Source organism: Sphingosinithalassobacter tenebrarum, from assembly GCF_011057975.1.
Classification (GTDB): domain Bacteria; phylum Pseudomonadota; class Alphaproteobacteria; order Sphingomonadales; family Sphingomonadaceae; genus Sphingomonas; species Sphingomonas tenebrarum.
This window is the reverse complement of sequence record NZ_CP049109.1, coordinates 3,394,317-3,416,778: the sequence shown is the minus strand read 5'-3', so window position 1 is coordinate 3,416,778 and position 22,462 is coordinate 3,394,317. Positions and strand designations below refer to the sequence as shown.

The window sequence follows — 22,462 nt, the reverse complement described above, 5'->3', positions numbered from 1 at the left end:
CGACGACAAGCGCCCGGTTGGACCGGGGTGGCCGGATCAGGCCATTTCGCGAGTGCGGATCGCGCCGGGCATGCCCTGCACCGCTTCCTCGTCCTCTAGCAGCGCCCAGCCATTGGGGCCGAGAACCTCGATGGGGCGGTAGCGGGTCTTGTAGGCCATCCGGTCGGACCCTTTCACCCAATAGCCCAGATAGACATAGGGCAGATCCGCTGCGCGGGCGCGGAGGATGTGATCCATGATGATGTAGTTGCCCAGCCCCGGCCGGCTGTCTTCATCGGCGAGGAAGAAGCTATAGATCATCGACAGGCCATCGGCCTGCTGATCGGTGATGCAGGCGCCCACCAGCCGGCCGCGCTCGCCATTTTCGGACGGCTCGCGATATTCGATCACATAGCTGCTGACCGGCGACTGCTCGACCATGTCGGCATAGTCATTCTCATCCATCGCGGCCATGCCGCCGCCGGGATGGCGCGCCGCCAGATAGCGGTGCAGCAGCGCATATTGCTCTTCGGTCGCCCAGGGCTTGCACGCCGTGACTTCGAGATCAGAGTGCCGGCGCAGCAGCTTGCGCTGGCTGCTGTTGGGCTTGAACTGATCGGCAACGACGCGCACCGACACACAGGCGGTGCAGCCCGCGCAGCTCGGCCGATAGGCGACCGACTGGCTGCGGCGAAAGCCGATCCGGCCCAGCGCATCGTTCAGTTCCGACGCATGCGGTCCCGAAAGCTCGGTGAAGATCTTCCGTTCCTGCTTGCCCGGCAAATAGGGGCAAGGCGAAGGACTGGTCACGAAGAAACGCGGGAATCGGGAAAGTGCTGTCACCCTTTTACGCCCCCTGCCTCGAACTGAATTGTCGTTGCTGAAGGGGACTATGCAGACCTCGGCCAGTGATGAAAAGCCGATTTACCATGAAAGAAAGTTAACGCCGGTTTGACGGCGAAAAGCACTTGGCAAGGCTTCGCCACCGGCTTTCCAACAAAGCCGGTGCGAGTCGCAGAACGAGGAATCAAAGCGATTCCAGTCGTCTGGTCGAAAGTGCCTGATCAATCCCCTGATCGACCGCGATTGTAACGCAGCGGACGACTCGTGCGAACCGGGCGACGACTCGTTTCGTCGCATGCCCGATTCGCTTCGTCACATCGGCGGGATCGAACCGATGTCGTTTACGGGCGATTCACGCCAGTTCGACCTGGCGCACTTCATATTGCGCCCGGCGCAGCGCGGTCATCAGCCGGTCGAGGTGATTGCGGTCGCGCGTCTCGCATTCGATATCGGTGATCAGCCCCTTGGCGGGCAGCGAGGTGAAGACCCGCTGGTGATAGACCTCGATGATGTTGACGCCCTGTTCGTGGAAGATGCGCGCGACGTGATAGAGCGCGCCCGGCCGGTCCTGCAGCCGGATGCGCAGGCGGGCGAGCCGCCCCGAGCGCGCCAGATCGCGCAGCAGCACATTGGCGAGCAGCCGCGTATCGATATTGCCGCCGCACAGCACCGTGCCGATCTTCTTGCCGCGGAACCGCTCGGGCTCGGAAAGCATTGCGGCGAGTCCCGCCGCGCCCGCACCCTCGACCACGGTCTTTTCAATCTGGAGCAGCAGGCTGACTGCTTCCTCCAGCTTGCGTTCGCCGACCAGCACGATGTCGTCGACCAGCGCCTCGACGAATTTCGACGTGATCTTGCCCGGCTCCTTCACCGCGATGCCTTCGGCCAGCGTGTCGCCGCCGCACGGCATTTCGGTGTGGTGGACGCGATTGTACATCGACGGGAAGAGCTCGGCCTCGACGCCGATCACTTCGATCCCCGGCTTGATCGCCTTGGCTGCCACCGACATGCCCGAAATCAGCCCCCCGCCGCCGAGCGGGACGATGAGCGTATCGAGATTGGGCACCGCCGCCAGCATTTCGAGCGCCACCGTGCCCTGGCCGGCAATGACGCGCGGATCGTCGAACGGGTGGACGAAGGTATAGCCCTTTTCGGCCTCCAGCTCGCGCGAATGGGCATAGGCGGCGTCATAGGTTTCGCCTTCCAGGATCACGGTCGCGCCATGCCCCTCGGTCTGCGTCACTTTCACGATCGGCGTGTTTTTCGGCATCACGATCGTCGAGGGAATGCCCAGCCGCGTGGCGTGATAGGCAAGGCCCTGGGCATGATTGCCTGCCGACGCCGCGATCACGCCCTTGGCGCGCGCTTCCTGGTCGAGCTGCAACAGCGTGTTGAGTGCGCCGCGCTCCTTGTAGGCGGCGGTGAATTGCAGATTTTCGAACTTGAGCCACACATCCGCGCCGGTCAGGTTCGACAGCGTAAGACTGCGCAGGGTCGGAGTCTCCACGATCGCATCGCCGATGCGCTCGCGCGCGGCGTTGACGTCGTCGATCGTGACGGGGAGCGCGCCGCTCCCCTGCGGAACTGATTTCGTGGCCATCGGCGGGCCGTAGCCGATCTGGCGCGGCGGGGGAACACGCGAAGTTGGGCAGGTGTGGGCCAGCTTTCTCTGTCTCGACCCTAGTGTCCGGCCGCGTGCGCCCCTAAGGGTGGCGGCATGGCAAAGCTGGCATTTATCGGAATGGGAGTCATGGGCGCGCCGATGGCGGGGCATCTCGTCGCGGCGGGGCATGACGTTACGGTCTATAATCGGTCGCGCGGCAAATCCGACGCATGGGCGGCGCGCTATGGCGGCAGCGTCGCGGATACGCCCGCTGCGGCGGCGGCGGGATGCGACGCGGTGCTTGCCTGTGTCGGCACCGACGACGATCTGGAAGCGGTGACACTGGGCAGCGAAGGCGCGTTCGCCGCGATGGCGAAGGGCGCGCTGTTCGTCGATCACACGACGGTGTCGGCGGCCATCGCGCGGCGGCTCGCCGAGGAGGGCGCGGCGCGCGACCTGCTGGTCGTCGATGCGCCGGTTTCGGGCGGCCAGGCGGGCGCGGAGAACGGCAAGCTTTCGATCATGTGTGGCGGCAGCGACGCGGCGATGGCCAAGGCCGAACCGATCATGGCCGCCTATGCCGCGCGCATCGTCCATTGCGGGCAGGCGGGCGCCGGTCAGACGACCAAGATGTGCAACCAGATCGCGATCGCCGGCGTGCTGCAGGGCCTGTCCGAATCGCTGCGTTTCGCCCAGGCCTCCGACCTCGATCTCGACAAAGTGTTCGAAGCGATTTCGGGCGGTGCCGCGCAAAGCTGGCAGATGAACAATCGCTGGGGCACGATGGCGAAGGACGAATTCGATTTCGGCTTCGCGATTGACTGGATGCGCAAGGATCTGGGCCTCGCGCTCGATGAGGCGAAACGGAACGGGGCATCGCTGCCGGTGACTGCGCTGGTCGACCAATTTTATGCCGAGGTGCAGGGGATGGGCGGCGGGCGCCAGGATACCAGCGCGCTGGTGCGGAGGATCAAGCGTTGAAACGGATGATGCGGTTGTTGCTGGCGCTGGCCATGCTGATCATGCCGGCGGCGGCCTTTGCCGACGGCATCATTTACAACGTCAACGGGCTGACGCTCGACGAGGACGGCAATGTCGTCCGCTTCAACGCGATGATCGTCGGGTCCGACGGCCGCGTGGTGAAGCTGTTCGATCTCGACCGCCGCGACGATTTTCCCGAGGGGATGGAGTGGCGCGCCGACATGGAAGGGCGCACGCTGCTGCCCGGCATGATCGATGGACACGGCCATGTCATGGGGCTGGGCTTCCAGCTTTCGCAGCTCAACCTCACCGGTACGCAGAGCCTCGATGCGGCACTGGCGCAGGTCGGCCAATGGGCCGGGGACAACAGCGCCAGATGGATCGTGGGGCGCGGCTGGAACCAGGAAATCTGGGGTCTCGGCCGTTTCCCGACCGCGCAGGAGCTGGATAGCGTGACCGGCGATCGCCCGACCGTGCTGGATCGGGTCGACGGCCACGCGTTGTGGGTGAACAGCGCCGCGTTGCAGGCGGCGGGCATCACCAAGGACACCCCCGATCCCGCCGGCGGCCGGATCGAGCGCGACGCGCAGGGCAATCCGATCGGCATTCTGGTCGACGCGGCGATGAACCTGATCCGCGATCATGTGCCCCAGCCCACGCCACGGGAAAGCAATGCGGCTTTCCTCGCGGCGCAGCGCTATCTGCTCGCGCAGGGGGTCACGGCGACGGCCGATATGGGTACGACGGTGGAGGACTGGCTGCTCTATCGCCGGATGGGCGATATCGGCCTGCTCGAAATTCGCATCATGTCCTATGGCCACGGCGTCGATACGGCGCTGGAAGTGGGCGGACAGGGGCCGACGCCCTGGCTCTATGGCGACCGGCTGCGCATGGGCGGGATCAAGCTGTATGCCGATGGCGCGCTGGGATCGCGCGGGGCGTGGCTCAAGGCCGATTATGCCGATGCGCCGGGCCAGACCGGGCTGGGTTTCCTCAGCGACGATCAGCTCGGCAATCTGATGGTGCGCGGCGCGATGGACAATTTCCAGATCGCCGTGCACGCGATCGGCGATCGCGCCAACAGCCAGGTGCTCGACGTGATCGACGAACTGGTCGACACGTTCGACGGCGACCGGCGCTGGCGCATCGAACATGCCCAGATCGTCGACCCGGCGGACCTGCCGCGCTTCGGCAAGCACGGCATCATCGCGTCGATGCAGCCGGTGCACCAGACCAGCGACATGGCGATGGCAGAGGCGCGGCTGGGGCCGGACCGGCTGGCGGGGGCCTATGCGTGGAAATCGATGATCGACAATGGGTCGCTGCTCGTCTTCGGCTCCGACTTCCCGGTCGAGGATCCCAAGCCGTTCATCGGCTGGGCAGTGGCGGTGTCGCGTCAGGACGCCGACCTGCGCCCGTTCGGCGGATGGCAGCCGCAGGAAATCGTCACGCGCGAACAGGCCTGGGCCGCCTATACGATCAATGCCGCCTATGCAGGCTTTGCCGAGGACAAGGTCGGGCGGCTGGCGCCGGGAATGCAGGCCGATTTCATCATCGTCGATCGCGATCCGCTCAACGTTTCGGCGCGCCAGCTTCGCGAGACGCAGGTGCTCGAAACCTGGATCGGCGGCGAACGTGTGTGGAAGCTGGGTGAAGAAGAACCCAATTGAAAACCGGTCGACAGCTTTCCTGATCCAGTACGCCAAAATATCTCGCGCAGTTTCGCAAGTCGTTCTATGCAATTGCCGTGAATTTGCCTTTTCAGGCATCTTGGGGGAGGGGAATAGATGAAGCGCGGTTTTCTGGTGGCGGCAAGTGCCGCCGCCCTGCTTTCGGCATGCAGCGGCGGCAACAGCGGGTCTTCTTCGGGGGGCGGGTCCGTCGTGACGCCTCCGGTGACGCCTTCGCCATCGCCGACCAGTTCCTACCCGCTCTATGCGGACCTTTCGGGGCAAGTGCGCCTGCAAAGCGCCCAGTCGGGTTTCTGGAATATCCACGGCCCGAGCGTGCCGCAGATTTACGGCGTCAACGGTTTCGGCGAGGGAATCGAATTCGAATATGACGCCGATGCGAAAACCTATGTCATCGACAACGGCGCCTATTCGGGAACCTTCACCGCGGACGAGATCGACCCCGCCAGTCCGCAGGATTCGGCCTTTTATCGCAAGACCGACGGCAGCTTTTTCAATGTTCGGCAGCCCAACGGCAGCGATCCGTTCCACTATCTGCGGTTCATCGACTATGTCGTCGCGTCCGACAGCGGCTCTCACATCCTTGCCTTGACCGGCATTCCCACGCGGACGGCCGATCTGCCCACATCGGGAAGCTATAGTTATCAGGGCGCGGCCGGCGTTTTCGGCTATGCCGTCGTCGCGACGGGGACCGGCGATTTCGAGACCTATTCGCTGTCGAACAGCACGATACGGATGACAGTGAATTTCGGCGCGGAAACAGTATCGGCGCATATCGTGTTCGTCGGAACACCGGAATCGGGCGGCGCAGACATCGACCTCGTCACGGCGGACGTGTCTGCGAATTTCGACGGCAGCAACGCCCGCGCCGCGCTGTCGGGAACGTTCCGTAATTCGAATCTGCCTTTGGCGATCGGCGGCGTGGTATTCGGATCGCAGGCGCAGGAGGCCGGTGCGATCCTCAGCCTGTCGGCGGGATCGAACGAAACCCCGGCGCGGTACATGACGCTGGTCGCGATGGGTGCCGCCAAGCGCTGAGCGCGTTGGGCGGCAGGCGCGGGAAGCCGGGCGCGCTCGGCCGAAAGCTGTCCTGCCGCCGGAAACGGCGGAAAACCGTGCAAAGTTCGCACCGGGTCGCGACGTAACACGCGTGCGCGCGCTCCCGCGCGCGAGGGCGCGTGCCCGCGTGCATACGCGTACGCATACGCGCGCGTGAGAGGCTTTGGGTGCGAAGCGCGGCATGGCCTGTCCTTTGCGAAAACGGCAGCGGACTGGTCAGATATGTCGGGAAGGCTCCTGTAGGACAGAATTTTTTGCGGGTTAGGCTACCTTGCCGGTGGCGCGGCGGACCTTCTGGATCGCGCGATAGGCGACCGACTTCGCCATGTTCTGATGCGGATAGCGCTTCGGCGCGCTCGGCTTCAGTCCGGCGTCGCGCAGCATCTGGTTGAGGCCGTGGGCATGCGCCTCGCGATAGCTCCATTCCGAACGCCAGGTGATCGAAAAGCTGATCGACACGTCGGGCCCGTTCTGCACCCAGTGCGGCGCCTTTACCGGCACATAGATCGCTTCGCCCGGATGGATGGTGATCGGCGTGCCGTGCGTGGCGATTTCCTCGCGATAGGGCAGGTTGCGGTGGCCGCCGGCATGGAATGCCTCGACGCAATCGGGGCTGATCACGTCCCAGTCGTCGGGGCGGAAGACAGTCATCGTCTTCGATCCGCGCAGCTGGAGCAGGATATTGTGCTCGGGATCGATGTGGAAGGGCGTGACGGCGCCGGGCGAGGAGATGAAGACGAATGCCTCGCGCTGGATCATCGCCCCGGTGCTGGGCCGTACCAGCGGCACCAGTTCATCGAGAAGCTGATCGAGCAGCGCGGCATATTCGGGGTCCTGCTGGATGAATTTCAGCACCATCCAGCTGCCATTCTCCTCGATCGACCGGATCGTTTGTTCGACCGACAGGCCGGTTTCGCGGACGCTTTCGGGATCGACGCCGATCGGCAGGTCGGCCAGATTGGCCTCGACATCGACCGGGCGGATGCGGCCCGCCAGCGCGATCAGCGATTCGAGCTCGAACAGCCTGTGCCCGGCGAGGTGATGGGTCAGCTGCCCGGCCTGTTCGGGATAGAGGTCGCGGAACCGGTCGCGCGCGGCGGTATCGAAAACCGGGTCGGTCATTGGTCGTCTTCCTGCTGGAGAAGGGGCGTGTGGGAACGGCGGGCGCGGAGCGCGGCTGCGGCGCGCTCGGCGGCGCGTACGACTGCGAATTGCGTGCGGCGGACCAGTCCGGCGAGCGGCACCGAGAGGCGCACGATCGTGCGCCGCTCCGCCCAGAGACTGTTGATCATCGGATGGTCGGCCGAGGCGCAGCTGTCCATCCAGGCGATGTCGGGCCGATCCAGTATCTCGTAATTTTCAAGCTGAATCAGCACCCCGGGCGAATAGCGGGCATAGTCCTCGTCGAATGCGATCTTGAACGAAAAGGCGCCGGGCGGAGTGAGGAAATTGACGAGCATCGCGATCGGCGCGTCGTCGAGATCGAGCCGCAGTATCTCGAGGCGATCGGCCGCCCAGGCGCCGGTCAGCGCATCGTGGAAGAAACCGCGCGTCGCATCGTCGCAGGCGAGCGCCGAACCGGCCTCGCCCTTCCACCCCTTGGCCTCCAGCGCCAGGAAAGCGGCGATCCAGCCTTCCAGATCGGCCGGGTCGGTCAGGCGGCGGCAGGTGACTGCGCCGAGCTCGTCGAGCCGCGCACGCAATCGCTTGAGCTCCTTGCGCTTCTTCTTGCGCACCGTGGTTTCGTAATAGGCCTGCGCGCCGAGCGGGGAGGCGAGCAGCGCGCGCTCGGTCGTCTGGACGATGTCGCAGGGGCGGCCGCGCAGCGAAGCCGCGGCCTGCAGTCCGCGATGCACCGGTCCGTCGGCGACGACTCCCTTGAGATGGAGGAAGCCCGGCGCCCAGCGCGCGGCGTCGAGCGTGTCGAGCAGCGCCCCCCAGGCCGCCGTTTCGACGCCGGCGCGGATCAGCGGCGTTCCAAGAAAACTGTTGTGATGCCCCAGATTGGCGACGATGCGCAGCGGCAGGCGGCTTTCCAGCGGTTCGACGCGCAGCGGGAACAGGCCGATCAGCCGCTCCTGTTCGCGCACTTCCAGCAGGCGCATGTCGGAAATGCCGGGCAGATGCGCGACGCCCGCTTCCACGAACCAGCGCTCGGCAAAGGCATTGGGCTCGGCCGCCGCCTGCGCCAGTTCGTCCCAGGCGAGCGAAAGGCGGGCGGGCAGGGCATCGAGCCGGTGCGGCGTGGCCACGACGCCGTCGCACGACGCCGCCAGGGGCGGAGCATCCGCCTGCGCTTCGTGATCCCTGCTGATGTTCGTGGCGATAAACATGCCGCTTTGTTGCGCCGATCCCTGCTTGCGTCTGAAGATACGCTATCGGGCAAGCGTTAAAATTTCGGCAGGCGCCCAAAGAAAAGGCCGCGGGTCCGTACCGGAACCGCGGCCTTGCATGACCCCCGCCATGTTGTCTCTTCGGTCAGGCGACCTTGGTTTCGGCAACTTCGCCTTCTTCGGGATCGCGCAGCACATAGCCGCGGCCCCACACCGTCTCGATGTAATTCTCGCCTTCAGTCGCCATCGAAAGCTTCTTGCGCAGCTTGCAGATGAAGACGTCGATGATCTTGAGTTCGGGCTCGTCCATCCCGCCATAGAGATGGTTGAGGAACATTTCCTTGGTCAGCGTGGTGCCCTTGCGCAGCGAAAGCAGCTCGAGCATCGCATATTCCTTGCCGGTCAGATGCACGCGGGCACCGTCGACTTCGACCGTCTTGGCGTCGAGATTGACGGCAAGCTTGCCGGTGCGGATGACGGACTGGCTGTGTCCCTTCGAACGGCGCACGACCGCATGAATGCGGGCCACCAGCTCGTCGCGATGGAACGGCTTGGTGACATAGTCGTCGGCGCCGAAGCCGAAGCTGCGGACCTTCGAATCCATTTCGCTGATGCCCGAAAGGATCAGCACCGGAGTCTGCACGCGCGCCACGCGCAGCTTCTTGAGCACGTCATAGCCGTGCATGTCCGGCAGATTGAGGTCGAGCAGGATGATGTCGTAGTCGTAGAGCTTGCCGAGATCCAAGCCCTCTTCACCCAGGTCCGTCGCATAGACGTTGAAACCTTCGGTGGTGAGCATAAGCTCGATCGCCTTTGCCGTGCTCGGCTCGTCTTCGATCAGCAATACGCGCATCGCCAGAATCCTTTGCCCGTTTGTTTACGCCAGCCCCTTCATGACCAACGCGTCCTGAGTGATTCATTAACCTAAGCAGGTCTGAAGGCAAAAGGTTAATTTCTCCCTAACCGGCCTGACTCCGCGAGTCGCGGCCTTTGGGAAGCCCTTTCCGCCTGTTCACCAAGGGCTTTTACGCCGGTGATTCACATTTATTAATCCGGGACATTTACGGTTCGGTAATGCGCCCTAAGGGGTTTCCGAAGGGAGCGAGCCGCTTCCCGGCGGCGATATGTCCTCGCCCAGCACCTCGCGCAGATAGAGCGCGCGAACGAGTGTGAAGATCACCACCAGCAGCGCGGCGGAGAAGAACAGGCCGACCATTCCGAAGACATAGCCGATGCCGATGATCGCGAAGAGCGTGATCGCCGGAGGAATGTCGATCACGCGCTGCTGGACGAAGGGCGTGATGAAATTGGTCTGGATCAGCCGGACCACCGCAAATGCGATCAGCGCCGCGATCAGCGTTCCCACCCCCTGCGTCGCGGCGAGCGCCAGGGCGGGGATCATCGCGGCGGTCGGGCCGACATAGGGGACGAACTCGCTGAGCCCGGCGAGCAGGCCGAGCGCCGCCGAGGAGGGCACGCCCGCGATCCACAGGCCGAACCCCACCAACACGCCCATTGTGGTCATCTGAATCACCTGCGCGCGCAGCCACAGCGACAGCGTCGCTCCGGTGTCGTCGAGCGCGTCGGCGAAGGGCGCGCGGTTTCCCGGAGGGACGAGCAGCAGCAGCCCGCGGCGATAGACGCCCGGATTGGCGGCCAGGAACAGCGCGCCGATCAGCAGCAATATGGTGTTGAGGATGATGACGATCGATCCCTGCGCGATGCCGCTCAGATCCTGGGCGATGCGCGATCCGGCATAGGCCGCCTCGACCGCCTTGTAGATTTCGCGGCCGACCGGCGATGTCGACATCGCCGCGCGGAGTTCCTCGACGATCATCGGCAGGTCGGAAACGAAATTGTTGATCTGCTGCCCGAACTGGACCGCGAACAGCCAGATCAGAAAGGCGATGCCGAGCAGCACCGTCACCATCGCGCCGCCCACCGCCAGCCGCTCCGACAGGCGCAGGCGCTGCTGATAGAAATCGGATACCGCACGGATCACGATCGCGCCGAGCACCGACCCGAAGGCGAGGATCAGCAGCTCGAGCGCGCGGTAGAAGGCAACGCCGACCGCGACGATCACGGCAAGCGCGATCACGCGGCGCAGGAAACGGGCATCAGCTTTGTCGGGCTTGAGGCGACTCACGACGAAATCAACGCGCGCGGCCCGGTCCCGTTCGGGCCGGTGCGTCGGGATTCAGAATAAATTTGCAGGGCCCTGTCGATTTGGGGAAGCTCCGTTCGTCGTGTCGATGTTGGGCCAATCCGCCCGGCCGATCAAGGAGACTGACAATGCGCGTGATGGTGTTTTCGATCCCGGGCGAGGAATTCAAGGAAGGCATGGAGCCGACACCCGAGATGATGGAAGCGTTCGCGGCGATGGACGCATTTACCGAGGAACTGGTGCAGGCGGGCGTCTTCGTCGCCGCCGCCGGGCTCAAGCCGGCTTCGGAGAGCAAGCGAGTCGAAGTCGACAACGGCAAGCGCACCGTGATCGACGGCCCGTTCGCCGAAGCGCGCGAGATGGTCGCGGGCTTTTCGATCTGGGAAGTCAGGGACATGGACGAGGCGATGGCCTGGGCGATGCGCGCGCCAGCGATCGGCAAGGGCGCGATGGAAATCCGCCCCTTCTACGAAGCTGCGGACCTGGGCGATTTCGTCAGCGAAGAGGAAATGGCGGCGCCGCGCGACGGCGATCGCGGCAAGCTGGGCGTCGCCTGACAACAGGGTGAGCGAGGGCGAACTCCATCGCGCCATCGAAGCGGTGTTCCGCATCGAGCGGGCCAGGCTGATTGCCGGTCTGGCCCGCATGACGGGCGATCTCGATCGCGCCGAGGAGCTGGCGCAGGACGCGCTGGTGACCGCGCTCGACCGCTGGCCGGAAAGCGGCATTCCCGACAATCCGGGCGCATGGCTGATGACCGCCGCGAAGCGCCGCGCGATCGATGCGATGCGGCGCGAGCGGATGCGCGCGCGCAAGCATGAGGCGATCGCGCGCGAGGCGGACGAAGCGGACGACCCGGCGCAGGCGATCGAGGCGGCGATGGACGATGATCTCGGCGACGAATTGTTGGGACTGATCTTCACTGCCTGCCATCCGCTGCTCTCGGCCGAGGCGCGGGCGGCGCTGACGCTGCGCGTCGTCGGCGGGCTGACGACGGGGGAGATCGCGCGCGCGTTCCTGGCGAACGAAGCGACGATCGGCCAGCGGATCGTCCGCGCCAAACGGGCGATCGGGGAGGCGGGGCTTGCCTTCGCGGTGCCGCGCGGGGCGGAGCGCGAGGCGCGGCTCGGGTCGGTGCTGGAGGTTGTCTATCTGATCTTCAACGAAGGCTATTCAGCCACCTCGGGGGAGAGTCTGGTGCGGCCGACATTATGCGCCGAGGCGCAGCGGCTGGGGCGGATTCTGGCCGGGTTGATACCCGAGGATGCCGAAGTGCTGGGGCTCTTGGCGCTGATGGAGATTCAGGCGTCGCGACTGGCGGCGCGGGTGGGGCCGAACGGTGCGCTGCTGACATTGAACGAACAGGATCGCGGCAAATGGGACCGGCTGCTGATCGGTCGCGGGCTCGACGCGCTGGCGCGGGCCGAGGCGCTGGGCGGTGACGGGCCCTATGTGCTGCAGGCCGCGCTTGCCGCCTGCCATGCCTGCGCGGTGCGGATGGAGGATACCGACTGGCGCCGCATCGCCGGGCTCTACGATCGGTTGCGCGACGTGATGCCCTCGCCTGTGGTCGATCTCAACCGCGCGGTGGCGCACGGCATGGCGTTCGGGCCGGATGTAGGATTGGCACTGATCGACGCGCTCGCTGATGCGGCGGCGCTGCGCAACTACGCGCCCTTGCCGGCGGCGCGCGGCGACATGCTGTTCCGGGCGGGGCGGCTGGAAGAGGCGCGTGCGGCGTTCGAAACGGCTGCGGGGCTTACCCGCAATGCGCGCGAGATGGCGTTTCTGAAGGAGCGCGCGGCGGCGTGTGACTGAGCACCCTTCTTCCTGCTGTCGCCCCTGCGCAGGCAGGGGCCTATCTCTGTCGAATTCCGTGATGGGGCAGACACGGTCGGGTTGCTCCATGTGTCAGAGGGAAGGCCATGACGCCACAGACATGGGCCCCTGCCTGCGCAGGGGCGACGCGATGGCAAGGAGGCGATAGCGCCTACGCCTACTCCGCCGTCCCCACGCGCTGCGCCGGGTTCGCCTTGTCGGCGGCCCATGCCCGGCGCATCGGATTGACGCCCATCGCGATCACCGCAGCCATCGCGGCGACGGCAGTGATCCAGATGTCGCGCTCGCCGGGGACATAGGACCAGGCCGCGATCCACGCGATCACCACGGTCGCGAGCAGCCCCGCGATGATGTGCAGTGCCTCGATGATCGTGCGGATCGGCAGGCCGGTCATGTCAGGCGAGCATGCCCATCGGCGATTCGACCAGTTCCTTGAACGCCTTCATCAGCACCGCGCCGTCGGCGCCGTCGATCGCGCGATGATCGAAGCTGCCCGTTGCGCTCATCACCGTGCGGATCTGCAGCGAATCGTCGACCACCCAGGGGCGCTTTTCGCCGGCGCTGATCGCCAGGATCATGCCCTGCGGCGGATTGATGACGGCGTCGAACTGCGAAATGCCGAACATGCCCATGTTGGAAATGCTGGCGGTGCCGCCCTGATATTCGTGCGGCTGGAGCTTGCCTTCCTTGGCGCGGGTGGCGAGGTCCTTCATTTCCTTCGAAATGGTGGACATGCTCTTGTTCGCCGCGTCCTTGATGATCGGCGTGATCAGTCCGGCGGGCGTCGACACCGCGACCGAAACGTCCGCGCGCTGATATTTGACCAGCACGCTGCCGCCATAGGTGACATTGCACTTGGGCGTCATTTCCAGCGCGATGCCCAGCGCCTTGATCAGCATGTCGTTGACCGACAGCTTCACGCCGCGCGATTCCAGCGTCTTGTTGAGTTCGCCGCGCAGCTTGAGCAGCGGATCGAGAACGATGTCGACCGTCAGATAGATGTGCGGGATCGTCTGCTTGGCTTCGGTCAGGCGCTTGGCGATCACCTTGCGCATGTTCGACAGCTTCTCGGTCTCGTGCGGGATGCTCTCGTCGAACGGAATGTCGGACGGCGGACCCGAAGGCGCCGGCGTCGCGGCAGCGGCGGGCGCAGGTGCGGCCTTGCTCGGCGCGGGGGCAGGCGCGCTGCCCGGTTCGGCCGATTCGACATCCGCCTTCACCACGCGGCCATTGGGGCCGGAACCGGAGATGGCGGCGACATCGACGCCCTTTTCGGCGGCGATGCGGCGCGCCAGCGGGCTTGCCTTCACACGGCCGTCGTCGGCGCCGTTCGCCCTGGCGGGCGCGGGGGCCGGGGCGGCTGCCGGAGCGGGAGACGCCTTCGCTTCCGCGGCCGGCTTTTCTTCCTTCTTTGCTTCGGTCTTGGCGGGCGCGGCTTCCTTCTTGGCCGGAGCCTTCACGTCCGAAGCGTCCTCGTCCTCTTCGGCGAGCAGCGCGATCACCGTGCCGACCTTCACATTGTCGGTGCCGGCCGGGACCAGGATCTTGGCGAGCGTGCCTTCATCGACGGCTTCGAATTCCATCGTCGCCTTGTCGGTTTCGATTTCGGCCATCAGGTCGCCGGCGGAGACGGTGTCGCCTTCCTTGATCAGCCAGTTGGCGAGCGTCCCTTCTTCCATCGTGGGTGAAAGGGCAGGCATTTTGATTTCGATCGACATCAGCGTTCCCGTGATTGGGGTTCGGGCGGTTCGGCACTCTCTCTCGCTGTCGTCATGGCCGTGGTCAAGACCGGCTTGTCGCAGGCCGATGACGGTGCGGACTTGCGCGCGGGTATTTCCACTGTGCTAATGGCGGACGAGAGGAAAATGATCCATGCGAACCTATCTGGTGGCGATCGACGAAAGCCCGGAGGCGGAAATCGCCCTGCGCTTTGCCGCGCGCCGCGCCGTCAAGACGGGCGGAAACGTTGAAATTCTGGCGCTGGTGCCGCAGCCGGAGTTCGTCCAGTGGGGCGGCGTAATGGCGACGATCGAGGACGAGGCGCTGCACCGCGCGGAGGCGCTGGTGACGCGCGCGGCGGGCACGCTGCTTGCCGAATCGGGGCTCAAACCCTCGATCACCGTGCAGCAGGGCGACGGCGCGAAGATCATTCGCAAGATGATCGCCGACGATCCCAATATCGCCGCGCTGGTGCTCGGCGCCGCGCCCAGCGGCGCGCCCGGCCCGATGGTGTCGCATTTTTCGGGCCATGATGCCGGCAGCCTGCCGGTGCCGGTGTTCATCATTCCCGGCGGGCTCGACAAGGAAGCGATCGACCGGCTGAGCTGACGCGATTGCGTGGCGCGCCGCTTCGCGCCAGTCTGATCGTCATGCGAAAGATCCTGCTTGCCGCCGCCCTGCTGATTCCCGCGCCGTCGCATGCGCAGGAAGCGCCCGATCCGGCGCGGCTTCGCGCGGATGTCGAGACGCTGGTCGGATTCGGCACCCGCCACACGCTTTCCGATACGCAGAGCGACACGCGCGGCATCGGCGCCGCGCGCCGCTGGGCGATGGGTGAACTCTCGCGGATCGGCGATGCGTGCGATTGCATCGACGTCGCCAATATCGCGCGCGGATTCGAAGGCCCGCGCGCCCCGAACGGAGTGCAGGTGGTCGACATCCTCGGCTTTCAGCCGGGAGAGGAGAGCCACCGCGTTGTCATCATCGCCGCGCATATCGACAGCCGCGCGCGCGACGTGATGGATTTCACCAGCGACGCGCCCGGCGCCAATGACGACGGATCGGGCGTCGCGCTGGTGATCGAGGCGGCGCGGATCCTGTCGCGGGAGAAGTTTCGCGCGACCATCGTCTATGCCCTGCTTTCGGGCGAGGAGCAGGGGCTGTGGGGCGGCGAATTGCTGGCCGAAACCGCCGAGCAGAACGGCTGGACAGTGAGCGCGATGCTCAACAACGATATTGTCGGTAATATTGTGGGGCAGGATGGCCGACAGGTTGCGGACCGCGTCCGCGTCTTTTCCGAAGGGATTCGGGCCGGCGAGGATATCGACGCGCAAATGGCGCGCCGCGCCGCAGGGGGCGAGGATGACGGGCCCAGCCGCGCGCTGGCCAAGGCGCTCGACGGTATTGCCGATACGCTTCCGCAAGGGCTCGACGTGTTTCTGGTGCGGCGGCCCGATCGGTTCGGGCGCGGCGGCGATCACCTGGCGTTCCTCGCGCGCGGCTATCCCGCGGTGCGGATCACGTCGGGCGTCGAACTGTATGACGCGCAGCATCAGGATGTGCGGAGCGAGGGCGGCCGCGCCTATGGCGACACGGTCGACCGGATGGACTTCGACTATCTGGCGAAAGTGACGGCGATCAACGTCGCAATGGCGCGGCGGCTGGCGCGGGCGCCTGCAGCGCCGGAGGGCGTGACGATCGGTGGCGCGCTGGCGACCGATACGCGCGTGCGCTGGGAACCGGTGGAAGGCGCGGCGGGCTATCGCGTGCACTGGCGCCGCGCCGATGCGCGCGCGTGGACCGACAGCATCGATGTGACCGCGACGGAGATGGTGCTCGAAGGCGTAGTCGTCGACGACCATTTCGTCGGCGTGTCGGCCCTCGGCGCGGACGGCGCGGAAAGCCTTGTCAGCTTCGGAATGCGGGGGCGGTAGGGTTCCGGCCCTATCGCCGCATCAGTTTGCCGCGCTCGGGAATGCGGCGCGGCGCGGGGGCCGGTGCCGGAGCGCGGACCGTTTCCGTCGTGTAATAGGTCTCGTGCGTTTCGTAGACTTCCTCGACCGTCGTGGTGGTCGTGGTGGTCGTTGTCGTCACGCTCGGCGCGCCCTGAACCACGACGACTGTCGTCGTCGGAACCATCACATAGCCGCCGCCCTGGCCGTAATAGCCGTTGTTGCAGCCGCAGCCCTGACGATACTGCACCGCCGGCGGCGCGGCCGCCGGCGGTACATTCCCCCCCCCGGGAGATTCGTAATAATAGCCGCTGCCGGCGCGTGCCTGCGCGCCCGAATAGGCATAGGCGCTCGAACTCGCGCTCGCCGATGCCCCGCCCCAGGGCACGCCGCTCACGCTGTCCCACACCTGCCCGTCGCGATCGACAAGCACGGCGTCGTCATAATAGCGGAACCAGAAAAAGCCGTAGGCGGGCGCCGCGAGATTCCAGCGCGTATAATTGGGCACGCGGAACCGGGTGTCGAACCAGTAAGGCGGCAGATGCGCGCCGCGACGCAGCGGTCGATAGCCGTTCCAGCCGCCTGGCGCGTCCCACCCGGCATACCAGCGGCCGTCAACCGTCGCATTCCAGCGGTCGCTCCCCGGGCGATCCGCGCCGGCGGTCCAGCGGCCGTCGGTAAGTGCCTGGCGATTGCCCATATTCTGCGCCGCGGCGGGTGTCGCCACGGTCGCTACGGCGATCGCCGATGCTGCGATGATCAGTACTCGTTTCACACACTGCTCCCGGTCCGGGCCCCCGCCCTGACATGGCTAACAATGTCTTACCAAAAGCCGCAGGGGCATCCCACGGCGGAATCGGCGCGGGGAGTCCCGATGCGGGTCAGGCGCTGACGAGGCGCGGCGCGAGCAGGCGCATCAGCGCCTCGCACCCGGCGGCGTCGCTCGCTTCGAAGCGGCCGGGCGAGGGGCTGTCGAGATCGAGCACGCCGAGCAGTTCGCCCTGATGGACGATCGGCACGACCAGTTCGGATGCGCTTTCGGCATCGCAGGCGATATGGCCCGGAAAGGCATCCACGTCCGCCACCAATTGCGTCTCGCGGCTTTGCGCCGCCGCGCCGCACACGCCCTGGCCGAAGGGGATGCGGATGCACGCCGCCTTGCCCTGAAACGGGCCGAGCACGAGTTCGCCGCCGACATTGCGGTAGAATCCCGCCCAGTTGAGGTCGGGCAGGAATTGCCACAGCAGCGCGGCGGCATTGGCCATGTTGGCGATTGCGTCAGGCTCGCTCGCGGTCAGCCCGTCGAGCGCCGATTCGAGGTCGCGATACAGCTCCGCCCGGTTCCCGGCGGCGATGTCGAATGTGTACATGACGGCGGATGTAGGGGCGGCCGGGCCGATACGCTACCGTGTCGATAACCACCACCCGTCGCGGCTTTGCGTCGATAGGGCGCAATGCGCTTGGGAATCGCAGCCGATCGAGTCAGACGAGATTTGAACGCGCCCCTTTGGGCCGTGGAGGGCTTCATGATTTTGGCTATGACGTCCGCCGCGCTGCTTTCGGCAGCCGCGGTGGCGCCCGCAGATGCAGACCCGGACTGGCGAGTCGTGACCGCTTCGGTCAACGACCGGCAGATGATGCTGCAATGGGTGGACCGCGGATCAATTGCCCGGCCCGACGCGAATATCCGCACGGCCTGGACCTATTTCGTCACCATGTCCGATGCGATCCACGCCCGCGCGCAATTCGACTGCGCGGCGCGCCGCTGGGAAATCGACCGGATTTCGGTGGAGTTTCCCGATGGTACCGTGACCGAGGTTCCCGGCAGCAGCGGCTGGAAGGACGTTCCCTATGATCGTCCGATCGGGCGCGTGCTCGATTTCGTCTGTTCGGGCGGAACGAGCGCGACCGATCTGGAACTGGCGATCGCCGAAGGCACGCCGGTCGCCGCGTCGCGCGAAGTGCTGCAGCAATATGCCGAGCGTGCGGTCGCCCGTCGCGAAAATGCGCGGCGCGAAACGCAGGCAGAGACGCGGGAAGGCAAGCCGCGCGCGCAGCAGCCGCAGGCGCGCAACGCCACCGCAGGCTGAATCGACGCCGTCGCTGGCGCGCCCGGTCAGTCCAGCCGCACCTTGCCGCGCCCGGCCTTCACTGCGCTGCGGCTCTTCTTGGCATCGACGCGCTTGGCCTTTGCCGATCGGCTCGGCTTAGTCTTGACCCGGCGCGCATCGCGCTGATGGGCCTTGTCGATCAGTTCGGCCAGCCGTTCGCGCGCATCGGCGCGATTGGCCTCGCGCGTTCGAAAGCGCCGCGCGGCAATCAGCAATTCCCCGCCCGAGGTCATGCGACTGCCCGCCAGTTGCTTCAGCCGCGAATAGGCATAGGGCTGCAGCCCCAGCCGGAAGACGTCGATGCGAAGCTGCACCGCAGTCGCGACCTTGTTGACATTCTGCCCGCCGGGGCCGGTGGCGGCGAGGAAGCGCTCCTCGACGATCGCATCGTCCGGGATTCGAAAATCGCTCATGGCGCGAAACCCGATGCGGCGAAATGCGGCGGCAAGGGCGCGCCTGCATTGACGTCGGGCTTGCCGGGTCGCGGCACGGTAAGGTTGGCGGCATGCAGCATCATCGCCGGCCCGCCCGCGCCGTACACCGGGTCGCCCATGATCGGAATGCCCAGCCCCTCGGCGGCATGGACGCGGATCTGGTGCGTCCGCCCGGTTTCGGGGAAGAAGGCGATCAGCGCGCGGCCATTGCCCGAATCGATCCGACGCCAGCGCGTGCGCGCGGGCCTGCCCGCCGGATCGCCGCGCATGCGCCAGCCGCTGGCGGCGCTCGATACCTTGGCGAGCGGCAGTTCGATCGTGCCGCTGTCGTCGTCGGGAACGCCGTCGAGCACCGCGAGATAGCGTTTGGTGACGGCGCCGGTTTCGAATGCCTGGGCAAAGCGCTTGAGCGCCTTGGGATTGCGCGCAAGTAGCAGGCAGCCGCTGGTATCGCGATCTAGCCGGTGCACCGCGACCGGCAGCCGCTGGAAGCCGAAAGTGAGTTCGTCGAGGCGCGCATTGATGCTCGGCGATCCGTCGCGCGGCGTATCGACCGGCAACCCCGCGGGCTTGTCGATGACAATGGCCTCGGCATCGATGAACAACAGACGATCTTCCAGCATCGCGCCGCTATAGCGCGCTCGCCGCCGGGGGTGAAACCATTGCATGGCCCGGACGGAGCGAAATTGCCTGAAAGAAGCGTTTTGTCGCCGGGTGCCGCTTAAAGCGAGATTCATGTCGGTGGCGTGACGATGCGCCTCGCGCTACACCGGCGTGAGAGAATTGTTTTCAGGGGAGGTTCGCATGCGCTCGCTTCACATTTCCGCCATTTCCATTGCCGCCGCGGCGCTTCTGCAGGCAGCGCCGGCGCTGGCGCAGGATACACCGCTGTGGAGCGACACCGGCGAAGTGACCGAGGAAAGCTGGACCGATGCCGATGGCCATCGCTTCGTCGACATTCAGCTCGTGCTGCAGGAAGGCAATCGCTACGCCGTTGCCGCCAGTTCGGGCCAGATCGACACGATGCTCACCATCTTCGCGCCCCACAGCGAAACGGTATTGGCGGCGAATGATGACGGGCCCGACGGGACCGATTCGCTGGTCTATTTCACTGCGTCGGAAACGGGCCCCTACCGGCTGCGCGTTGCCAGCTATGATGCCGAACAGACGGGAAGCTACGAACTGAGCATTTCGTCGGTCGCGCCGCCCGCGCCGCCCGAACCCTTTACCGGCCGCAGCGAGACCGTCACCTGGACGGTGCATGAAGGCGTGCTGGCCAATGATGCCGGCGAAGATTCGGTCGCCGAATTCCTGATCCACCTCGAAGCGGGCCAAGACGTGTCGATTCGCGGTGAATCGGAGGCTTTCGATGTCGTGCTTTCGCTGCTCGATGCGGATGATCGCTTCGGCGATCCTGTCGCCTCCGACGACGACGGCGCAGGCGGCACCAACGCGCTGCTGACGTTCACGGCCGCCGAATCGGGAGATTACGTCATTCGCCTGGGCACCTATGAAGGCTCGGGCGCCGGCCCCTATACGATCAGCGTTCGCAAATAACGCCGATTTCGAAACATCGGCCGGGTCCGCGGCGTCGGGCCCGGTTGAATCCTGTGCCGACCCGGCCTAGCGCTGACCGAACACCGGATGCAGCGCGGTCTGTGCCGTATCCGCCTGACAGCAAGGCCTGATTGGCAAGGAGCGAGACTTGGCTGATACCTATGATCTCATCGTTCTGGGTTCGGGGCCCGGCGGCTATGTCGCGGCGATCCGCGGGGCGCAGCTGGGGCTGAAGACGGCGATTGTCGAGCGCGAGCTGCTCGGCGGCATCTGCCTCAACTGGGGCTGCATTCCGACCAAGGCGCTGCTGCGCTCGGCCGAGATCATGCATTACATGAACCATGCCAAGGATTACGGGCTGGCCGCCGAGAAGATCAGCGCCGATCTCGACGCGGTGGTGAAGCGTTCGCGCGGCGTTGCCGCCAAGCTCAATCAGGGCGTCACGCACCTGATGAAGAAGAACAAGATCGACGTGCATATGGGCACGGGGAAGCTGGTCGCGAAAGGCAAGCTTTCGGTGAAGGGCGAGGACGGCGAGAAGGAACTCACCGCCAAGCACATCATCATCGCCACCGGCGCGCGTGCCCGCGACCTGCCGCAGGCCAAGGCGGACGGCGAGCGCGTGTGGACCTATCGCCACGCGATGACGCCCAAGGAAATGCCGAGCAAGCTGCTGGTGATCGGATCGGGCGCGATCGGGATCGAATTCGCGAGCTTCTACAACGACATGGGCGCCGACGTGACCGTGGTCGAGATGATGGACCGCATCGTCCCGGTCGAGGACAAGGACGTTTCGGCCTTTCTCGAAAAGCAGCTGACCAAGCAGGGCATGACGATCAAGACCGGCGCCAAGCTGGAAAAGATCGAAGTCGGTGCCAAGGGCGTGAAGGCGGCGATCAAGGACAAGGCGGGCAAGACCGACGAGACCGAGTTCAGCCATGTCATCGTGGCGATCGGCATCGTGCCCAATGTCGAGAATATCGGCCTCGACGAACTCAAGATCGAGCCCGACAAGAAATTCCACATCAAGGTGGACGAGTTTGGCCGCACCAATGTCGCGGGCGTGTGGGCGATCGGCGATTGCGTCGCCGGGCCCTGGCTGGCGCACAAGGCGAGCCATGAAGGCGTCACCGCCGCCGAGGCGATCGCGCAGGAACTGGGCAACAGCGAGGTGCATCCGCATCCGATGGACCGCAATGCGATCCCCGGCTGCACCTATTGCCACCCGCAGATCGCCAGCGTCGGCATGACCGAAGCGGCGGCGAAGGACGCGGGATACGACGTCAAGGTCGGTATGTTCCCGTTCATCGGCAACGGCAAGGCGATCGCGCTGGGCGAGCCCGAAGGCTTCACCAAGACGGTGTTCGACGCTAAGACCGGCGAGCTGCTCGGCGCGCATATGGTCGGCGCCGAAGTGACCGAGATGATCCAGGGTTTCGTCGTCGGCAAGACGCTGGAAACTACCGAGGGCGAGCTGATGCAGACGGTGTTCCCGCACCCGACGATCAGCGAATCGATGCACGAAAGCGTGCTGGCTGCCTATGGACGTGTCATCCACGTCTGAGGGACGCGCGGCGGGTGAGGGCGAGCGCGTCGTCATTCGCTGGCAGCGGTGGCGAATGGCCGCGTCGATGACCTTTTTTGGCGTGTGTGGAATCGCATTTCTCTTCATGTCGCTCGACGGCGATTTCTCCGACGCGCATGGAGGGAGTGCGACGATTCTGCGCCAGACCAACGACTGGCGCGCGAATGGCGTGCATGTTCCGTTGGTCGTTTGGCTCTGGTGTCGCTAACCTTCGCTTGGCGTGCTTGCTGGCAGCGTTTCGCCGAGCGCGGCGTGGCGATGACCGCGAACCGGGCGGGTGTGGGATTTCACGGCGCCAGTTTTCGCAAGTCGCTGCCTTGGGCCGAAATCGAGTCGATTGCGCTCGGGCGGCTGCCGCACCGTTTTAACAAGGGGCCCTATGCGCTGCATTTCCGTATGCGTGGCGGGGAGACGTTCCGAGTGGGTGCGGTCGAACATGGCGAAGCGGTGCAGGCGCGGCTGGCGCAACTCGATCGCCTTGCAGGACGGCAGGTGGTCGAAGGGGATGGCGAGACGCTCCCGACGCGGACGATCAAGGTCAAACTTCCTTGGTAATCCGATAGCCTCGGGGGCGATCACATGCTGACGGTTCGAGAAGAAAGAACGGCGCTT

Annotated in this window: 25 protein-coding genes; 12 read left to right on the top strand and 13 right to left on the bottom strand. The window is 65.6% G+C overall.

Features of this window, described 5'->3' with window-relative positions; translation table 11 throughout:
• Nucleotides 1-36 precede the first annotated feature (36 nt).
• From G5C33_RS16985 to G5C33_RS16980, 3 genes are all read right to left on the bottom strand, one after another.
• Nucleotides 37-822, bottom strand: a complete 786-nt coding sequence (locus G5C33_RS16985; protein WP_165328226.1) for an arginyltransferase — start codon at nt 820-822, stop codon at nt 37-39.
• Nucleotides 823-1,006: 184 nt separating this feature from the next.
• Entirely contained in the window at nt 1,007-1,138 is a 132-nt protein-coding gene (locus G5C33_RS19455) for a hypothetical protein (RefSeq protein ID WP_266095911.1), read from the bottom strand.
• Between the two features lie 36 nt (nt 1,139-1,174).
• Nucleotides 1,175-2,422, bottom strand: coding sequence for a threonine ammonia-lyase (locus tag G5C33_RS16980; protein WP_165328225.1), 1,248 nt, complete (start codon nt 2,420-2,422; stop codon nt 1,175-1,177).
• 117 nt (nt 2,423-2,539) lie between these two features.
• Here G5C33_RS16980 and G5C33_RS16975 point away from each other — a divergent pair, with 117 nt between their 5' ends.
• The 3 genes from G5C33_RS16975 (at nt 2,540) to G5C33_RS16965 (ending at nt 6,135) form a co-directional block, all read left to right on the top strand.
• The gene (locus G5C33_RS16975) at nt 2,540-3,406 is read left to right on the top strand and encodes an NAD(P)-dependent oxidoreductase (RefSeq protein WP_165328224.1); all 867 of its coding nucleotides are present in this window, start codon (nt 2,540-2,542) and stop codon (nt 3,404-3,406) included.
• A gap of 5 nt (nt 3,407-3,411) precedes the next feature.
• Nucleotides 3,412-5,076, top strand: a complete 1,665-nt coding sequence (locus G5C33_RS16970; RefSeq protein ID WP_165328917.1) for an amidohydrolase — start codon at nt 3,412-3,414, stop codon at nt 5,074-5,076.
• Between the two features lie 117 nt (nt 5,077-5,193).
• On the top strand, nt 5,194-6,135 hold the full coding sequence (locus G5C33_RS16965; protein ID WP_165328223.1) for a transferrin-binding protein-like solute binding protein: 942 nt from the start codon (nt 5,194-5,196) through the stop codon (nt 6,133-6,135).
• Between the two features lie 282 nt (nt 6,136-6,417).
• On the opposite strand, the gene G5C33_RS16960 is transcribed toward G5C33_RS16965, so the two are convergent.
• From G5C33_RS16960 to G5C33_RS16945, 4 genes are all read right to left on the bottom strand, one after another.
• The gene (locus tag G5C33_RS16960; protein WP_165328222.1) at nt 6,418-7,278 is read right to left on the bottom strand and encodes a cupin-like domain-containing protein; all 861 of its coding nucleotides are present in this window, start codon (nt 7,276-7,278) and stop codon (nt 6,418-6,420) included.
• Nucleotides 7,275-8,489 (bottom strand): GNAT family N-acetyltransferase, encoded by a 1,215-nt coding sequence (locus G5C33_RS16955; RefSeq protein ID WP_165328221.1) that lies wholly within the window; start codon nt 8,487-8,489, stop codon nt 7,275-7,277. The genes G5C33_RS16960 and G5C33_RS16955 overlap by 4 nt, the downstream gene beginning before the upstream one ends.
• A gap of 145 nt (nt 8,490-8,634) precedes the next feature.
• Nucleotides 8,635-9,342: a response regulator transcription factor CtrA gene (ctrA, locus tag G5C33_RS16950; RefSeq protein ID WP_165328220.1), complete on the bottom strand. Its 708-nt coding sequence runs from the start codon at nt 9,340-9,342 to the stop codon at nt 8,635-8,637.
• A gap of 228 nt (nt 9,343-9,570) precedes the next feature.
• Complete coding sequence (locus tag G5C33_RS16945; protein ID WP_165328219.1) at nt 9,571-10,635, bottom strand: AI-2E family transporter; 1,065 nt, start codon at nt 10,633-10,635, stop codon at nt 9,571-9,573.
• A gap of 146 nt (nt 10,636-10,781) precedes the next feature.
• Between G5C33_RS16945 and G5C33_RS16940 the strand changes: the two genes are divergently transcribed.
• Both G5C33_RS16940 and G5C33_RS16935 read left to right on the top strand, forming a co-directional pair.
• Complete coding sequence (locus G5C33_RS16940) at nt 10,782-11,210, top strand: YciI family protein (RefSeq protein WP_165328218.1); 429 nt, start codon at nt 10,782-10,784, stop codon at nt 11,208-11,210.
• A gap of 7 nt (nt 11,211-11,217) precedes the next feature.
• Entirely contained in the window at nt 11,218-12,471 is a 1,254-nt protein-coding gene (locus tag G5C33_RS16935) for an RNA polymerase sigma factor (RefSeq protein ID WP_165328217.1), read from the top strand.
• 178 nt (nt 12,472-12,649) lie between these two features.
• Here G5C33_RS16935 and G5C33_RS16930 read toward each other — a convergent pair whose 3' ends face one another.
• Nucleotides 12,650-12,886, bottom strand: coding sequence for a hypothetical protein (locus tag G5C33_RS16930; protein ID WP_228275110.1), 237 nt, complete (start codon nt 12,884-12,886; stop codon nt 12,650-12,652).
• Nucleotide 12,887: 1 nt separating this feature from the next.
• Complete coding sequence (locus G5C33_RS16925; RefSeq protein ID WP_165328216.1) at nt 12,888-14,210, bottom strand: pyruvate dehydrogenase complex dihydrolipoamide acetyltransferase; 1,323 nt, start codon at nt 14,208-14,210, stop codon at nt 12,888-12,890.
• A 154-nt stretch (nt 14,211-14,364) separates the two neighbouring features.
• Between G5C33_RS16925 and G5C33_RS16920 the strand changes: the two genes are divergently transcribed.
• Together G5C33_RS16920 and G5C33_RS16915 are read left to right on the top strand one after the other, a co-directional pair.
• Nucleotides 14,365-14,820 (top strand): universal stress protein, encoded by a 456-nt coding sequence (locus tag G5C33_RS16920; RefSeq protein WP_165328215.1) that lies wholly within the window; start codon nt 14,365-14,367, stop codon nt 14,818-14,820.
• A gap of 41 nt (nt 14,821-14,861) precedes the next feature.
• Nucleotides 14,862-16,145 (top strand): M20/M25/M40 family metallo-hydrolase, encoded by a 1,284-nt coding sequence (locus tag G5C33_RS16915; protein ID WP_165328214.1) that lies wholly within the window; start codon nt 14,862-14,864, stop codon nt 16,143-16,145.
• 10 nt (nt 16,146-16,155) lie between these two features.
• On the opposite strand, the gene G5C33_RS16910 is transcribed toward G5C33_RS16915, so the two are convergent.
• Nucleotides 16,156-16,938, bottom strand: coding sequence for an RcnB family protein (locus tag G5C33_RS16910; RefSeq protein WP_165328213.1), 783 nt, complete (start codon nt 16,936-16,938; stop codon nt 16,156-16,158).
• A gap of 106 nt (nt 16,939-17,044) precedes the next feature.
• Nucleotides 17,045-17,533, bottom strand: a complete 489-nt coding sequence (locus G5C33_RS16905; protein ID WP_165328212.1) for a GAF domain-containing protein — start codon at nt 17,531-17,533, stop codon at nt 17,045-17,047.
• A 156-nt stretch (nt 17,534-17,689) separates the two neighbouring features.
• Here G5C33_RS16905 and G5C33_RS16900 point away from each other — a divergent pair, with 156 nt between their 5' ends.
• Nucleotides 17,690-18,253, top strand: coding sequence for a hypothetical protein (locus G5C33_RS16900; protein WP_165328211.1), 564 nt, complete (start codon nt 17,690-17,692; stop codon nt 18,251-18,253).
• 26 nt (nt 18,254-18,279) lie between these two features.
• On the opposite strand, the gene arfB is transcribed toward G5C33_RS16900, so the two are convergent.
• Complete coding sequence (gene arfB / locus G5C33_RS16895) at nt 18,280-18,687, bottom strand: alternative ribosome rescue aminoacyl-tRNA hydrolase ArfB (protein WP_165328210.1); 408 nt, start codon at nt 18,685-18,687, stop codon at nt 18,280-18,282.
• Nucleotides 18,684-19,331, bottom strand: coding sequence for an RluA family pseudouridine synthase (locus G5C33_RS16890; protein WP_165328209.1), 648 nt, complete (start codon nt 19,329-19,331; stop codon nt 18,684-18,686). Before G5C33_RS16890 ends, arfB begins: the two co-directional genes overlap by 4 nt.
• Before the next feature lie 181 nt (nt 19,332-19,512).
• Between G5C33_RS16890 and G5C33_RS16885 the strand changes: the two genes are divergently transcribed.
• The 4 genes from G5C33_RS16885 to G5C33_RS16875 all read left to right on the top strand — a co-directional run bounded on the left by G5C33_RS16885 (nt 19,513) and on the right by G5C33_RS16875 (nt 22,405).
• Nucleotides 19,513-20,265 (top strand): pre-peptidase C-terminal domain-containing protein, encoded by a 753-nt coding sequence (locus G5C33_RS16885; RefSeq protein WP_165328208.1) that lies wholly within the window; start codon nt 19,513-19,515, stop codon nt 20,263-20,265.
• Nucleotides 20,266-20,413: 148 nt separating this feature from the next.
• Nucleotides 20,414-21,829, top strand: a complete 1,416-nt coding sequence (gene lpdA / locus G5C33_RS16880; RefSeq protein ID WP_165328207.1) for a dihydrolipoyl dehydrogenase — start codon at nt 20,414-20,416, stop codon at nt 21,827-21,829.
• A 55-nt stretch (nt 21,830-21,884) separates the two neighbouring features.
• Nucleotides 21,885-22,058: a hypothetical protein gene (locus G5C33_RS19220; RefSeq protein ID WP_206518584.1), complete on the top strand. Its 174-nt coding sequence runs from the start codon at nt 21,885-21,887 to the stop codon at nt 22,056-22,058.
• Nucleotides 22,059-22,108: 50 nt separating this feature from the next.
• Nucleotides 22,109-22,405 carry a hypothetical protein gene (locus G5C33_RS16875; protein WP_165328206.1) on the top strand — a complete coding sequence of 99 codons (297 nt, stop codon included), beginning with the start codon at nt 22,109-22,111 and terminating at the stop codon, nt 22,403-22,405.
• Nucleotides 22,406-22,462 lie beyond the last annotated feature (57 nt).

What these genes read in the sequence shown, in the direction of transcription:
- G5C33_RS16980 (WP_165328225.1), bottom strand. Translation starts at nt 2,422, where the DNA reads ATGGCCACGAAATCAGTTCCGCAGGGGAGCGGCGCGCTCCCCGTCACG.
- G5C33_RS16975 (WP_165328224.1), top strand. Translation starts at nt 2,540, where the DNA reads ATGGCAAAGCTGGCATTTATCGGAATGGGAGTCATGGGCGCGCCGATG.
- G5C33_RS16970 (WP_165328917.1), top strand. Translation starts at nt 3,412, where the DNA reads ATGATGCGGTTGTTGCTGGCGCTGGCCATGCTGATCATGCCGGCGGCG.
- G5C33_RS16965 (WP_165328223.1), top strand. Translation starts at nt 5,194, where the DNA reads ATGAAGCGCGGTTTTCTGGTGGCGGCAAGTGCCGCCGCCCTGCTTTCG.
- G5C33_RS16960 (WP_165328222.1), bottom strand. Translation starts at nt 7,278, where the DNA reads ATGACCGACCCGGTTTTCGATACCGCCGCGCGCGACCGGTTCCGCGAC.
- G5C33_RS16955 (WP_165328221.1), bottom strand. Translation starts at nt 8,489, where the DNA reads ATGTTTATCGCCACGAACATCAGCAGGGATCACGAAGCGCAGGCGGAT.
- ctrA (WP_165328220.1), bottom strand. Translation starts at nt 9,342, where the DNA reads ATGCGCGTATTGCTGATCGAAGACGAGCCGAGCACGGCAAAGGCGATC.
- G5C33_RS16940 (WP_165328218.1), top strand. Translation starts at nt 10,782, where the DNA reads ATGCGCGTGATGGTGTTTTCGATCCCGGGCGAGGAATTCAAGGAAGGC.
- G5C33_RS16930 (WP_228275110.1), bottom strand. Translation starts at nt 12,886, where the DNA reads ATGACCGGCCTGCCGATCCGCACGATCATCGAGGCACTGCACATCATC.
- G5C33_RS16925 (WP_165328216.1), bottom strand. Translation starts at nt 14,210, where the DNA reads ATGTCGATCGAAATCAAAATGCCTGCCCTTTCACCCACGATGGAAGAA.
- G5C33_RS16920 (WP_165328215.1), top strand. Translation starts at nt 14,365, where the DNA reads ATGCGAACCTATCTGGTGGCGATCGACGAAAGCCCGGAGGCGGAAATC.
- G5C33_RS16915 (WP_165328214.1), top strand. Translation starts at nt 14,862, where the DNA reads ATGCGAAAGATCCTGCTTGCCGCCGCCCTGCTGATTCCCGCGCCGTCG.
- G5C33_RS16905 (WP_165328212.1), bottom strand. Translation starts at nt 17,533, where the DNA reads ATGTACACATTCGACATCGCCGCCGGGAACCGGGCGGAGCTGTATCGC.
- G5C33_RS16900 (WP_165328211.1), top strand. Translation starts at nt 17,690, where the DNA reads ATGATTTTGGCTATGACGTCCGCCGCGCTGCTTTCGGCAGCCGCGGTG.
- arfB (WP_165328210.1), bottom strand. Translation starts at nt 18,687, where the DNA reads ATGAGCGATTTTCGAATCCCGGACGATGCGATCGTCGAGGAGCGCTTC.
- G5C33_RS16890 (WP_165328209.1), bottom strand. Translation starts at nt 19,331, where the DNA reads ATGCTGGAAGATCGTCTGTTGTTCATCGATGCCGAGGCCATTGTCATC.
- G5C33_RS16885 (WP_165328208.1), top strand. Translation starts at nt 19,513, where the DNA reads ATGCGCTCGCTTCACATTTCCGCCATTTCCATTGCCGCCGCGGCGCTT.
- G5C33_RS19220 (WP_206518584.1), top strand. Translation starts at nt 21,885, where the DNA reads ATGGCCGCGTCGATGACCTTTTTTGGCGTGTGTGGAATCGCATTTCTC.
- G5C33_RS16875 (WP_165328206.1), top strand. Translation starts at nt 22,109, where the DNA reads ATGACCGCGAACCGGGCGGGTGTGGGATTTCACGGCGCCAGTTTTCGC.